We start from the raw sequence: 13,371 nt of genomic DNA, 5'->3' as shown, positions 1-13,371 counted from the left end.
ACAGATTCCACGGGCCTGGGAGTGCCTATCGTTCCCGGTAACAGCAGACCCCCTCGACGCCCCTCCTACTCGCGAAGAGTCGTCAAGAAGGCAATACGGTCGCCGCGGTAGAGCGAACGAACGCGCTCGATCGGCACACCGTCCGGGTCGACAGACGTCCGGTGCAATAGAAGCATCGGCATCGAGGTGGTGGACTCGACGAGGGTTGCCTCCCGCGGTGAAGCGAGCACCGTCTCGATCCGTTCGGTTGCGGAGGCGAAGACCACGCCGATGGAACGGATAGCCGCGTACAGCGACGTCGTCGCATCGAAAGCGTCGAGCATCTCACCGAACCTGCTGTCCGGCAGGAACGTTGATTCGAGTCCGATCTTCTCTCCGTCGGCGAAGAGAACACGCTCGAGATGAACGACGCTGTCACCTGGTTCGATACCCAATTCCGTGGCGAGACCGTCGTCGGCCGACATTCGTTCGAAGGTCACAACCTTACGACTGGGTACTCGCCCAGCGCTCAGAGCACCTTCGGTATAGGAACGAATCGATAGCGGCTGAACCAACTTCGGACTCGCGACGACAGTGCCCCGCCCCCGCCGCTCGATTCGCCCTTCGACAAGAAGATCACGAAGCGCTTGACGGACCGTCTCGCGAGCGACTGTGAACCGCGCCGCCAATTCCCGCTCGGACGGGACTGCGTCGCCCTCCTCGAGCCCACTGAGAATGGTCTCGATCTCGGTGCGCACCCGGTAGTACTTCAACTCCGGTTCGATCACGACGCTCGAGGTCCCCGGCCCGGTGGACGTCTGCTGATTCATGGCGCAAGCGTACAAGAATTCGGTCTATACCAATTGTTAACCTGGAGTTCGTCTCGATTCCCCCTATTGGTCTAGACCAAACGTCACTATTTCTACATGCGAATTTTGATTGTGGGCGGAGGGATCCTCGGAACGGCGCACGCCGACGAGGCAATCCGTCGGGGACACGACGTCATCCATCTCGAACGTGAGCCCGAAGCCCGCGGTGCCACGGTACGGAACTTCGGCCTCGTCTGGGTATCCGGGCGAGCCCCGCACGAACTCGAAGCTGCGCTGCGCTCGCGCGAACTGTGGGCAGACCTTGCCGCCCGTGTCCCCGGCGTCGGATACCGCCCAGCCGGCTCCATCACCCTCATGCGCACCGAGGAGGAGGTCGCGGTCGCGCAGGAAGCGTTCTCTCGGCCGGACGCCGACAACCGAGGGTTCGCGCTTCTGGATCCCGACGCCGTTCGCGTCGTCAACCCCGCGCTCCGGGGCAAGTTTCTCGGCGGACTGCACTGCACGCTGGACGCCGCTGTCGAGTCACGGCAAGCGCTCCCCGCCATCCGTTCTTACCTCGAATCCTCCGGCCGTTACACCTTCCACGCCGGAACGGAAGCCCGCGAGATCACGACGACCACCTCCGGCGCACACATCCGCGACGACCACGGTCGCAGCTTCGACGCCGATCTCGTGATCGTCTGCCCCGGAGCAACACTCGGCGGATTTGCTCGCGATCTCGCCGGCGATCTCCCATTGCGCCGTGTGCGCCTGCAGATGATGCAGAGCGCCCCACTCGGCGAAAAGCTCACCACCGCAATCGCTGACGGTGACAGCTTCCGCTACTACCCGGGTTTCGCCGGATCTGCCCTCGATCACCTCCGTACAGTACAGCCGCAGGAACCGACTGCCGAGGAGCACCGCATGCAACTCCTGTGCGTGCAGCGCTTGCACGGCGGGCTGACCATCGGCGACACCCACGAATACAAGGAACCCTTCGACTTCGATGTCGACGAGGCGCCCTATCGCCATCTGTCCGGAGTCGTGGAAACACTTCTGGGACGCGATCTTCCGCCAATCGTCAAGCGTTGGGCGGGCGTCTACAGCCAGTGCATCGACCCCTCACAACTTGTTCACCGCGCACAAGCCGCCGACAACGTCTGGGTGGTTGCCGGCCCCGGTGGCCGCGGTATGACGCTCGGCCCGGCACTGGCGGAACAAACCGCCGACCAGCTCGGTCTCTGAATCCTTCCGACAAGAAAGACTTCTCATGTCTCCGATCACCCTTGCCGTTCTCGACATGGCCGGCACCACCGTCGCCGACGACGGACTGGTTCTTCGCGCCTTCGCAGCCGCCGCTGAAGCCGGCGGACTGCCCGCCGAAGGCCCGGAAGCCGACGCCGCTCGCCAGTACGTCCTCGACACGATGGGCCAGTCGAAGATCGTCGTGTTCCGGGCGATTTTCGGTGACGAAGACCGCGCCCAGGCCGCGAACGCCGCCTTCGAAACCACGTACGACTCCCTCATCGACCAGGGCCTGGCCGAGCCGATCCCCCGCGCCGAGAAAGCCATCACCACTTTGCGCGAGGCCGGCATCAAAGTTGCCTTGACCACCGGGTTCAGCCGATCGACGCAGGACAAACTCCTCGTCGCGCTCGGCTGGGAAACCCTCGCCGATCTCACCCTCTCCCCCGCCGAAGCCGGTCGCGGTCGACCGTACCCGGACCTGATTCTGACTGCCCTGCTCAAACTTTCGATCGACGACGTCCACCAGATCGCCGTACTCGGCGACACGTCCAACGACGTGCTCAGCGGCATTCGTTCCGGCGCATCCATCGTCGCCGGAACTCTGACCGGCGCACACGACGAGCAACAGCTTCGCGACGCCGGAGCCACCCACATCGTCCCGTCCGTGACGGAGTTCGCCGAACTCCTCACCCACTCCTGATCTCACCTCCGAAAAAGGAATCGTCATGCGTCTACGCCCGAGCATCGCTGCGGCCGCTCTCGCCGTGTCCGTCCTTTCGTTCACCACTGCCTGCGGTGGCACCGGCACTGCTGCCGGATCAGACACCGAGACCGTCACCGTATACAGCGCCGACGGCCTGTCCGGTTGGTACAAGGGAAGATTCGACGCCTTCACCGCGCAGACCGGTATCGCCGTCAACCTCGTGGAAGCCGGATCCGGCGAGGTCGTCTCCCGCGTCGAAAAGGAGCAGTCCAACCCACAGGCAGACGTGATCATCACGCTGCCCCCGTTCATCCAGAAGGCCGACGCCCAAGGTCTGCTCGAGCCCAGCGGAATCGACACCTCCGCCGTTCCTACCGACGAGAAGGACGACGCCGGCAAGTACGTACCCGTCGTCGAGAATTACCTCTCGTTCATCGCCAATCCGACTGCATCACCCGCCCCACAATCTTGGGACGATCTGCTCACTGACCAGTTCAAGGGCAAGTTGCAGTACTCCACGCCCGGCCAGGCCGGCGACGGCACCGCGGTGCTCTTGCTGCTCCAGCACCTGATGGGTAAGGAAGGAGCACTCGACTACCTCGGAAAGCTCCAGGCCAACAACGTCGGACCCTCGTCTTCCACCGGAAAGCTCCAGCCCAAGGTCAGTAACGGAGAGCTGCTGGTCGCCAACGGTGACGTCCAGATGAACCTCGCCTCCATCGCCGACGACGGATCGAAGTTCGACATCTTCTTCCCCGCTGGAGCCGACGGCACTCGCACCACCATTGCACTGCCCTACGTAATGGGCCCCGCCAAGAGCGCACCGAGCAGCGAACAAGCTAAGAAGTTGATGGAGTTCCTGCTCTCCGAAGAATCCCAGAAGACCGTCGCCACCGATGCACTCGGCGTATCGGTCCGCGAGGACGTCCGAAGCGCTGCCGGTGAATCCACCGACAAGAACACGCCTTCCGGAGTTCTGCAGGGCGTCAACGTGTGGACCCCGAACTGGAACGACGTCCTCAGCTCGCTCGACGCCGACATCGCCGCTTACCAGAAAGCCACCGGGAGCTGATCATGGCAAGAACCAGACTGGGGCGGACGCTCCCCGAGACCGTCGGTGTTCACGGAGCGATCGAACATTCTGCTCCGGCCATCACCTTCGATCGCGTCAACGTCGCCTACGGCCGCGGGAAGACCGCAACCCATGCACTCGTCGATTTCAATCTACGAGTGGCGCCGGGTGAAACTGTGGCACTGCTGGGGCCCAGTGGATCCGGCAAGTCGACCGCTCTGAAGGCCCTCGCGGGATTTGTCCGCCCCACGTCCGGTTCCGTCAAGCTCGGCACCCGAGACATCACCAATCTGCCTCCCGCACAACGCGGTATCGGCGTCGTCGTTCAGTCGTACGCTCTCTTCCCGCACATGCGAGTATCCGAAAACGTAGCCTTCGGACTCCGAGCCCATCGCGTGCCGCGGTCGGAGATCGGCACTCGCGTGGCCGAAGCCCTGGACATGGTCGGGATGTCGGCGTACGGAAAGCGGCTTCCCCGTGAACTTTCCGGCGGGTCAACAGCAGCGAATCGCCATTGCCCGAGCGTTGGCAATTCGCCCTGGAGTACTCCTCCTCGACGAACCGTTGGCCGCCCTGGATGCTCAACTTCGCGAGAGCATGCTCGGCGAACTGGCGAGACTGCGCGCAGCACTACCTGACACAGCCATGCTCTATGTGACGCACGATCAGAGTGAAGCCCTGGCGCTCGCAGACCGAATCGCAGTGATGCGCAACGCCAGACTCGCGGACATCGACACCGCTGAGGCCTTGTGGAAACGTCCGCCGTCCAGCTTCACCGCGGCGTTCCTCGGGGGTGCCAACCTGCTGCCCTGCACCGTCACACGCGTCATCGGCACCTCCGCGCTGGTCTCGATCGGTGGCACGCCGTTCACTGCTCACGCCCCGCAGCCCGAGATCGGGCACATCGAATGGGAGTCCGACATGGACGCCTACCTGTGTGTTCGTCCACATGCGGTAGGCGTAAGCGGCGTCGGCACACGAGGATCATTCCCGGCGCGCATCGTCTCGAGCGTCTGGCGCGGTTCCACGACGCGTCTGACGCTGGCTGTCCGTGGTCTCGACGATGTCCGCGTCGACGCGGATGTTCCAGGGCACGACGATCGCCCGGTCGGCACCGAAGTGGGCGTCGTCCTGCCCACGGACGGCAGTGTCCTGGTTCCGGCGGATCGCCACCCATGACGACAACCTTGGAGCGCCCCGAAACCGCTGTGCCCCAGCACAAAGACCCGATCCCGTGGCGCCGGATCGGCTGGACGCTGCCACCACTGCTTCTTGTCCTCGTGTTTGCTGTCTATCCCACTGCGCGTGTCCTCACGGAATCTCTGAGCACCGCAGATGGCACCGGGTTGTCCACGTGGTCGTCCGTGCTCGGTTCGGAACTGTTCAGAACCGCGCTCTGGCGGACCATCCAAATCGCCGTGGCGTCGACCCTGGGTTGCCTGATCCTGGGAACCTTCCTCGCCTTGGTGCTTGCCTTCGTTCCGTTCGCCGGATCCAAGGTGGTGGGGCGATTGATCGACACGGTGCTCGCCCTGCCGTCTTTCCTGATCACGCTGGCGTTCACGTTCCTGTACGGGACAGCCGGCGCCGTCAACGCCTTGATCGTCCGCATCACCGGCGATGCGAGCGGCCCACTGAATTTCCTCAACACTCCGTTCGGTGTGATCGCGGCCGAAATCACTTTCTTCACACCCTTTGTCGTGCGTCCGCTATTGGCAGCGTTCACCCAGATTCCGCGTGAACAACTCGACGTGGCAGCCAGTCTCGGTGCGTCACCCGTCCGAGTTCTGCGGCAGGTGGTGATGCCGGAAGCGTGGCCGGCCCTCCTGGCCGGTGGATCGCTCGTACTTCTGATGACGCTGAATGAATTCGGCATCGTGCTCTTCACCGGGGCTAAAGACGTCGTAACTCTTCCGGTCCTCATCTACACCCGCGGCATTGTCACCTTCGACTTGCCCGGCGCGGCAGTGATCGCGACGGTCCAGGTCGCACTCTCACTCGGCCTGTACTGCCTCTACCGATTCACCTTCAACAGATTGATGGGAGGCAGCCGTGCTGCTGTGGACACGAAGCTCTAGGGCCCTCGTACTCGGGTTCTTCACCCTGGTCGTCGCGGTGGTTTTCGTCGCGCCCATCGCCACCGTCGTCGCGGCTGCCTTGGCCGGATCGTGGACCGGTCCACTCCCGTCGAATCTCGGCGGCAAGAACTTCTCCACGGCGCTGTCCGACGAGAACTTCGCCAGCCTGATCGTCAGTTTGCAGACTGCATTCATCGCGGGGGCATTGGCATTGATCGTCGGAACGTGGGCCGCGCTGGCCTCGCGTGAGGCACCGATGTGGCTGCGGCGCATCACCGATGCCGTATTCCATTTACCGATTGCGGTTCCGTCGGTCGCGATCGGCTTGAGTCTGCTCATCACTTTCAACGAGCGCCCGCTACTGCTCGGCGGCACCAAGTGGATCGTGATTCTCGCTCACACGGTTTTGGTGCTTGCCTTTGCCTTCAGTTCCGTATCGGCCGCGCTCGAACGGCTCGATCCCGCCTACCGTCAAGCTGCCGAATCACTCGGCGCCGGCCCGGTGCGGGTGCTGACACGGGTAACGCTACCGCTGCTGCTCCCAGCGTTGGGTGCGGCCGCCGGGCTTTCCATCGCACTGTCGATGGGTGAGCTGGGCGCAACGGTCATGGTCTACCCGGCGACATGGAAGACCTTGCCGGTCAGCATCTTCGGACTCACCGACCGTGGCCAGGTATTTCTTGCCGCAGCAAATACGACACTGCTGCTCGCAGTCACCCTGGTCGCCCTCATGGTGGTCGGCAGAATTCGTCGGCGCTGACCTTGCTGTGCGCCTTTATTAACCGCCGGGGGTTAATAAAGGCACACAGCAGGGGTTTATCCCTTCCTCAAGATGTACCGCTGAACCTTGCCACACGGGGTCTTGGGCAGGTTCGGAACAAAGTGCACTGTGCGCGGGTATGCGTGCGCTGCAAACTTCTTCTTCACCAGGGTTTGCAGTTCCTTCTCGAGTTCGTCGTCACCGTCGACGCCTTCGCGAAGAACGACGAACGCCTCGAGAACCTCACCACGCAACTCGTCGGGCATGCCCACCACGGCGGCCTCGATGACGTGCTCGTGCATGACCAGCACGCTCTCGACGTCGAAGGGACCGATGCGGTAGCCCGCCATGATGATGACGTCGTCGTCGCGCGAGGAGAAGAAGAAGAATCCGTCCTCGTCCGTCATTCCCGCATCACCGGTGATGTACCAGCGGCCGTCTTCGCTGAATCGCTGCTTCGTCTTCTCCGGCGCATCGACGTACCCGGTGAACCACATCAACGGGCTGTTGTGAGTATCGATCGCCACGCGGCCCTGAGTGCGGGCCGGTGCAATGTCATCCGAATTGTCTTCCAGCACAGCGGCAGACCAACCCGGCAACGGACGACCCATGGATCCGGGACGGACATCGTCGCGAAGTCCGTCGGCCCAGGCGTTGACGATGAACATGCCGTGCTCGGTCTGGCCGTAGTGATCACGGACCTCGACGCCCAACGAGTTCTTCGACCACGCAACAACATCCGGAGTCAAGGGCTCACCGGCCGAGGAAGCGCGGCGCAGCGAGATGCCTTCCGGAACGGGAGCCTTGTCGGCACGCAGACTGCGGTAGACAGTCGGAGCGGCGGCAAAATTGGTGACACCGAACTTCTCGATGATCTGCCACGTCAGCGGCGCGGAGAATCCGGCGTGCAGCAGCAAGCTTCGCGTGCCGGCGGCAAGCGGGCCGAGCAACGCGTAGTACAGCCCGTACGCCCAGCCCGGGTCTGCGGCGTTCCAGAACACGTCGTCCTCTCGGACGTCGAGGCCGAACTCCTGGTATGCGTGGAACGAGGCGAGCGCGCGCACCGGAACCGGCACGCCCTTGGGTGTTCCCGTGGTGCCACTGGTGAACAACTGCACCATCGGTGCGTTGCCGCCGACTGCCTGAGCAGCGCCCTTCGGGTCTTCGGCATCCTGAGCTGCGACAAGTGCGTCGAAGTCCAACTCGTCACCGGCCGCGCCGCCCGCGACGATGACCTGCCATGCTGCGTCGGCGGGGATGTCCTCTCCCGGCGCGAGCTTCTCGAGCTGATTGGCGTCGGAAATGACCACCTTCGCGCCGCTGGCCGTCAAGCGGAAAGCGATGGCCGGCGAAGCGAACGCCGTGAACAAGGGCACGTGGACTGCTCCGCGGCGCCAGATTCCGAGGAGCGCGACCACCAGGTCCGCAGACTTACCCATCAAGGTCGCGACGTTGTCACCCGGCTCGACTCCGAGGTCGGCCAGAGCTGCCGCGAAACGCGCCGACTGCTCACGTAGATGACCGTAAGTGAGGTCCACCGAGCTAAGGTCTGCCTCGACGACGGTGAATGCAACGCCATCCGCGGGATGCCGATCGCAGAGCAATTCTGCGGCGCTGGCATGCGGGGTGTCGTACTGGTCCAGCAGCTCGCGCACCCGTGCGGTGGGATCGGTGCTCATCAACTTGCTCCTTATCGATCGTCGTATGGTTGGCCCGACCGGTTACGTTGGCGGCTCGTCATACGTACTGTTCACCCCCTATGATCTAGCTCACAAGAGAACTTCACTACCCCCAGAAAGGGGTACCTGCGTGAACCGACATGCTTCGTCACTTCTGCGCCCCCGCGACGGGGACGCAATGCGAGGTGAACTCCGAACAATCGCAGCTCAGGGCGTTGTTCCCGTGCTGTTCGGAGGCGAGGTCCAGGACGGAACCCTGCACCTGAGCGAATTCGTCGGCACCCGCACCAACAACCTCAAGGGCTTGGCCATCCCGCCGCGCTCGGGCATGGGCGGACGCGTCGTAGCCCAGGGTTCACCGATCACCGTCAACGATTACGGCAATTCGCAGTCCATCACTCATCACTTCGACCGTCCTGTTCTCAGCGAGGGCCTGCATTCGATCATCGCCGTTCCGGTCATGGTTTCGGGAAAATCGCGCGCTGTGCTCTACGCCGCGATCCGCGATTCCGCTCCGTTGGGTGACCGCACAGCAGACGTCATGGTCGGCGCATCCCGGCGTCTCGGGATGGAGTTCGCCATCCGCGACGAAGTCGATCGTCGCCTGCAACTACTGCAGGCCGCCGCCGCGACTACCGCCGACGGTATGTCTTCGGAAGAGATCCGCGGAGTCCACGCCGAACTACGCAGTGTCGCCCAGACCGTCACCGACACCGACTTGCAGACCAAACTCCGCGGACTCTCCCAGCGTTTGGCCAACCTGCTGCGTCCCACCGCCGACGCCGAATCCGACGTCACGCTCACACCGCGTGAAGTGGATGTTCTCTCTCAGGTCGCACTCGGCTGCACCAACATCGAAGCCGGCCAACGGCTTTCCCTTCGCCCTGAAACAGTCAAGAGCTATCTGCGAAGCGCGATGGGAAAGCTGGACGCGAGCTCACGCCACGAAGCCGTGGTGACCGCCCGGAGGTTGGGACTGCTCCCCTGACGGGTCAGTAGCCTTCAGGCAGGGCGGTGAGCATGTCGCGGGTGACTGCGACGGCGTTGTCCGAACTTCCGCCCCGCACAACCAGAGTCGCGAAGGCCAGGTTCCCGCGATAGCCGACGAACCACGCGTGCGATCCCCCTTCGACCTCGGCTTCCCCGGTCTTGCCGTACACCTCACCCTGATCTTCGACGCGTTCTGCAGTACCGCTGGTGACCACGAGTCGCATCATTCCGCGCAGGCCGTCGACCATGGCGGGCGAGATCGCCGGGCGCTCACCGTCGATGGTGGTTTCGCGCCCTGAAATCAGTTGCGGCACCGGAGTCGAACCGTTCGCGACCGTCGCCGCTGCCATCGCCATTCCGAACGGACTGACCACGACCTTTCCCTGACCGAACCCGTCTTCGGTCCGCTGCACCAGGTCCGACGCCGGCGGCACCGAACCGGAATCGATCGGCAATCCCACCACGTTGTAGTCCTGGCCGATGCCGAACTGCGCTGCGGCAGTGGTCAACGTGTCTGGTTGCATCTCGCTGGCCAGCTTGGCGAAGGACGTGTTGCACGAACGCGCGAAGGCCGTTGCCATCGGCACCGTGCCGAGTGAGAACTCGTTGTAGTTGGGGACGCTGCGCTCACCGATCTCGATCCGGCCAGGACATGGCACCATCGTGTCGGGGGTCGCCTGACCGGTCGAAATTGCGGCGCCTGCCGTGATGATCTTGAACGTCGAACCGGGCGGGTACTGACCCATCGTCGCGACCGGTCCGTCGCGGTCTGCTGCCTTGTTCTGTGCGACAGCCAGGATCGCCCCACTCGACGGTTCGATGACCACCATCATCGCCTGATCCTTGTTCACGTTCACGGCACGCTGAGCAGCGATCTGAATGTTGCGGTCCAAACTGATACTGAACGACGGAACAGGTTGCGGCGCAGTCTCGGTCAGCACATCGGTGTCGACGCCGTTCTGGTTGACCGTGACGACACTCCAGCCGGCTTTGCCGTCGACCTCGTCGATGATCGTCTTCTTGATCTGCCCGAGAAGGTCCGGCGCGAACTCCGGGTCCGTCGAGACGAGATCCGATTCGTCCGAGACAGATACTCCCGAGATGGCTCCCAGTTGCGCCGATACCTGGTCGTAGTCGTCACTGCGCAGGCGGGTCACCAGATAGTCGCCCTTGACGGCCGTCGAGGATTCGGCGATCGATTGACCCGTCAGCGAAGAATCGAACCGACCGAGAACACTTGCGAGATTGTTTGCGGAACCGATGATGTCGTTGCTCTTGGAGCGATCGAACTTCACTCGGTAGACAATTCCCGGCACCAGGACATCCGTGCCCGAATGCTCGTTGACCCGCGCTCGCGGCGCCGCGGTTGCCCGCAACGACATCGTCTGCTTGTCACCGAGGCGCGGGTGAACGTCCGTCGAACTCCACCGGACGGACCAGTCGCCGTCCTTGCGTCCCATCTGCAGCTCGCCGTCGTACGTCCACACGCGGTCTTTCGGAAGGTGCCACTCGTAGGTGTAGCCGACCGTCGCTGTGTCACCGTTCATCTTCACCGACGTGGTCTCGGCAGTCATCGACTCGGCCTGGAGCGCATCCCAGGTGTCACTCAATACAGGACCCGCGGAGTCAGGCCGGTCCGTCAGTTTTGCTGCCTCGTCGATATCCCTGTCACCGAACGCACTCAGGAACTGCTGCGCGACGGGCTCGGGGCCGGCGGGTTTCGGAGTACACGAACTGATCCCCACCGCCAAGAAAATCACGGTGCAGGAGGCCAACAGTTGGGCCGAGCGACTACGAGAGAAATGCCGAGTGTTCATCGAGCCCCATAGTAGGGCGACAAATGCTCCACCCAGCGTAGGCGCGACCATTGCACGCAGCTTGTACGGTCAGTCGAGCAGCACCGTCGAGAAGGTCGCGACCTGTCGGAACCCCACCCGCGAATAGGTCGACCGCGCAATCGTATTGAAGCTGTTGACGTACAGGCTCGCAATGCGACCGGTCGCCATGATCGACTCCGCTACAGCCGCTGTACCGGTCACGCCGAAGCCCTGCCCACGAAATTCCGGGTTGACCCACACACCCTGGATCTGGCCACAGCGAGCAGACATCGAACCGACCTCCGCCTTGAAAACGACCTGGCCGTCCTCGATGTGCGCCCACGCTCGACCAGCGGCGATCAGGCTGGCGACACGGTGCCGGTATCCGCGCCCACCGTCGTTGGCACGCGGGTCGACTCCGACCTCTTCGATGAACATCGCGATCGCGGCAGGCAGATAGATCTCGAGTTCGTCCGAGCGAACCTGCCGGACCAGTGGATCCGACGGGCACGCCAGCGGCTCGGAAACCGCGAGCAACGGCTGTTCGGGGCGAACCTCCCGCGCAGTTCCCCAGTCGAGCTCGAGCATCTCCCACAGCGGCAACGCCAATTCGGCGCGGCCGACCACCGACGAGCACATGCGCGGAATCCGACAGGCACGGTCGGCGAATGCCCGAATGTCATCCGGATCGCCTCGAAGCGGAACCAGGTTCGCCCCGGCAAAGCACAGTGAGGACAACGGCCCGCCTCGACTCCACAGCTCGCCGTGAATCATTCGTGGGTCGACGCCGCATTCTTCGACGCGCGCGGCAATCATGCAGGCCGCCACCGGATCGGCGTCGAGTACCCGTCGGACGTCTTCGAGATCTCGACTTCCGACCTGCTTGGCTCCGAGGAGTTTGAGCATCCGTCAACCCCCTCGACTCGACTGCGCGTCCACGAATATCACTACCCGATCATGATGCACTCAGATTGCCACGAACCTGACACCGACGGGGAAGATTCATCCGGCAATCACTCAACTCACGGTGACGACCGGCGCACCCTCCGAGGCGTCACCCTCCATGCTTTCGGCAATTTTCATCGCCTCTTCGATCAACGTCTCGACGATCTGCGCCTCGGGCACCGTCTTGATGACCTTGCCCTTGACGAAGATCTGGCCCTTGCCGTTGCCGGACGCCACACCGAGGTCGGCCTCACGCGCTTCGCCCGGTCCGTTCACGACGCAACCCATGACTGCCACGCGCAGCGGGATCTCCATGCCTTCGAGGCCGGCCGAGACCTCGTCGGCAAGTGTGTAGACATCGACCTGTGCACGGCCACACGAGGGGCATGAGACGATCTCGAGCTTGCGGGGACGCAGGTTCAGAGACTGCAGAATCTGGTTACCGACCTTGATTTCCTCGGCCGGCGGGGCCGAGAGCGAAACCCGGATCGTGTCGCCGATACCCTCCGCGAGCAGCGCACCGAAGGCGACCGCGGACTTGATCGTGCCCTGAAACGCCGGCCCTGCCTCCGTGACGCCGAGGTGCAACGGGTAATCGCATTTGGCGGCGAGTTGGCGGTAAGCCTCGACCATGATCACCGGATCGTTGTGCTTGACGGAGATCTTGATGTCACCGAAGCCGTGCTCTTCGAACAACCCGGCCTCCCACAGCGCGGACTCGACCAACGCTTCGGGCGTCGCCTTGCCGTATTTCTCCATCAACCGAGGATCGAGCGATCCCGCGTTGACACCGATACGGATCGGAATGCCTGCGTCACCGGCAGCCTTGGCCACCTCTTTGACACGGCCGTCGAATTCCTTGATGTTGCCCGGATTGACGCGCACCGCAGCGCATCCCGCATCGATTGCCGCGAAGATGTAGCGCGGCTGGAAGTGGATGTCGGCGATAACCGGGATCTGGCTCTTCTTCGCAATGATCGACAACGCGTCCGCGTCTTCCTGACGCGGGCAGGCGACACGGACGATGTCGCAACCGGACGCGGTCAGTTCCGCGATCTGCTGCAGCGTTGCATTGACGTCGTGCGTCTTCGTGGTGCACATGGACTGCACCGAGATGGGGAAATCGCTGCCCACACCTACCGTGCCGACCTGCAGCTGCCGTGTCTTGCGTCGAGGAGCAAGAATCGCTGCGGGTGCCGAGGGCATTCCCAGTCCGATAGGGATGGTCACGTCTGTGCCTTCTTTCATAGCTTCACTGCAAGTTTAGCCGGGCGATCGCCGCACTACCGCG

General features: G+C 63.3%; 11 protein-coding genes and 1 pseudogene. 7 read left to right on the top strand and 5 right to left on the bottom strand.

Annotated features, from left to right (window positions below):
* Positions 1 to 65: 65 nt before the first annotated feature.
* Positions 66 to 809 (bottom strand): GntR family transcriptional regulator, encoded by a 744-nt coding sequence (locus RHP72_RS12325; protein WP_007734901.1) that lies wholly within the window; start codon positions 807 to 809, stop codon positions 66 to 68.
* Positions 810 to 905: 96 nt separating this feature from the next.
* On the opposite strand from RHP72_RS12325, the gene RHP72_RS12320 reads away from it, so the two are divergent.
* From RHP72_RS12320 to RHP72_RS12290, 6 genes and pseudogenes are all read left to right on the top strand, one after another.
* Positions 906 to 2,033 (top strand): TIGR03364 family FAD-dependent oxidoreductase, encoded by a 1,128-nt coding sequence (locus RHP72_RS12320; protein WP_277377005.1) that lies wholly within the window; start codon positions 906 to 908, stop codon positions 2,031 to 2,033.
* A 25-nt stretch (positions 2,034 to 2,058) separates the two neighbouring features.
* Complete coding sequence (locus RHP72_RS12315) at positions 2,059 to 2,736, top strand: phosphonatase-like hydrolase (protein WP_050656492.1); 678 nt, start codon at positions 2,059 to 2,061, stop codon at positions 2,734 to 2,736.
* 25 nt (positions 2,737 to 2,761) lie between these two features.
* Positions 2,762 to 3,811: a 2-aminoethylphosphonate ABC transporter substrate-binding protein gene (locus RHP72_RS12310; protein ID WP_311094727.1), complete on the top strand. Its 1,050-nt coding sequence runs from the start codon at positions 2,762 to 2,764 to the stop codon at positions 3,809 to 3,811.
* A 2-nt stretch (positions 3,812 to 3,813) separates the two neighbouring features.
* Positions 3,814 to 4,990: pseudogene (locus RHP72_RS29415) on the top strand (ABC transporter ATP-binding protein).
* A complete protein-coding gene (locus tag RHP72_RS12295; RefSeq protein WP_054825507.1) occupies positions 4,987 to 5,889 on the top strand; it encodes a 2-aminoethylphosphonate ABC transporter permease subunit in 903 nt (300 codons plus the stop codon). The pseudogene RHP72_RS29415 and the gene RHP72_RS12295 overlap by 4 nt, the downstream one beginning before the upstream one ends.
* Positions 5,864 to 6,649, top strand: coding sequence for an ABC transporter permease subunit (locus RHP72_RS12290; RefSeq protein WP_311094724.1), 786 nt, complete (start codon positions 5,864 to 5,866; stop codon positions 6,647 to 6,649). The genes RHP72_RS12295 and RHP72_RS12290 overlap by 26 nt, the downstream gene beginning before the upstream one ends.
* Before the next feature lie 56 nt (positions 6,650 to 6,705).
* On the opposite strand, the gene RHP72_RS12285 is transcribed toward RHP72_RS12290, so the two are convergent.
* A complete protein-coding gene (locus RHP72_RS12285) occupies positions 6,706 to 8,328 on the bottom strand; it encodes an AMP-binding protein (RefSeq protein ID WP_311094723.1) in 1,623 nt (540 codons plus the stop codon).
* 178 nt (positions 8,329 to 8,506) lie between these two features.
* Between RHP72_RS12285 and RHP72_RS12280 the strand changes: the two genes are divergently transcribed.
* Positions 8,507 to 9,316: a LuxR C-terminal-related transcriptional regulator gene (locus RHP72_RS12280; RefSeq protein ID WP_042450799.1), complete on the top strand. Its 810-nt coding sequence runs from the start codon at positions 8,507 to 8,509 to the stop codon at positions 9,314 to 9,316.
* 4 nt (positions 9,317 to 9,320) lie between these two features.
* Here the strand turns inward: RHP72_RS12280 and RHP72_RS12275 are convergent, their stop codons facing one another.
* The 3 genes from RHP72_RS12275 to ispG form a co-directional block, all read right to left on the bottom strand.
* The gene (locus RHP72_RS12275; protein ID WP_042450801.1) at positions 9,321 to 11,135 is read right to left on the bottom strand and encodes a penicillin-binding transpeptidase domain-containing protein; all 1,815 of its coding nucleotides are present in this window, start codon (positions 11,133 to 11,135) and stop codon (positions 9,321 to 9,323) included.
* A 69-nt stretch (positions 11,136 to 11,204) separates the two neighbouring features.
* The gene (locus RHP72_RS12270; RefSeq protein WP_003942692.1) at positions 11,205 to 12,041 is read right to left on the bottom strand and encodes a GNAT family N-acetyltransferase; all 837 of its coding nucleotides are present in this window, start codon (positions 12,039 to 12,041) and stop codon (positions 11,205 to 11,207) included.
* 111 nt (positions 12,042 to 12,152) lie between these two features.
* The gene (gene ispG, locus RHP72_RS12265; RefSeq protein WP_007734888.1) at positions 12,153 to 13,310 is read right to left on the bottom strand and encodes a flavodoxin-dependent (E)-4-hydroxy-3-methylbut-2-enyl-diphosphate synthase; all 1,158 of its coding nucleotides are present in this window, start codon (positions 13,308 to 13,310) and stop codon (positions 12,153 to 12,155) included.
* Positions 13,311 to 13,371: the final 61 nt, after the last annotated feature.

Origin of the sequence: Rhodococcus sp. SG20037 (assembly GCF_031763325.1) — a bacterium.
Classification (GTDB): domain Bacteria; phylum Actinomycetota; class Actinomycetes; order Mycobacteriales; family Mycobacteriaceae; genus Rhodococcus_F; species Rhodococcus_F qingshengii.
This window is presented reverse-complemented; position numbering and strand designations above follow the sequence as displayed.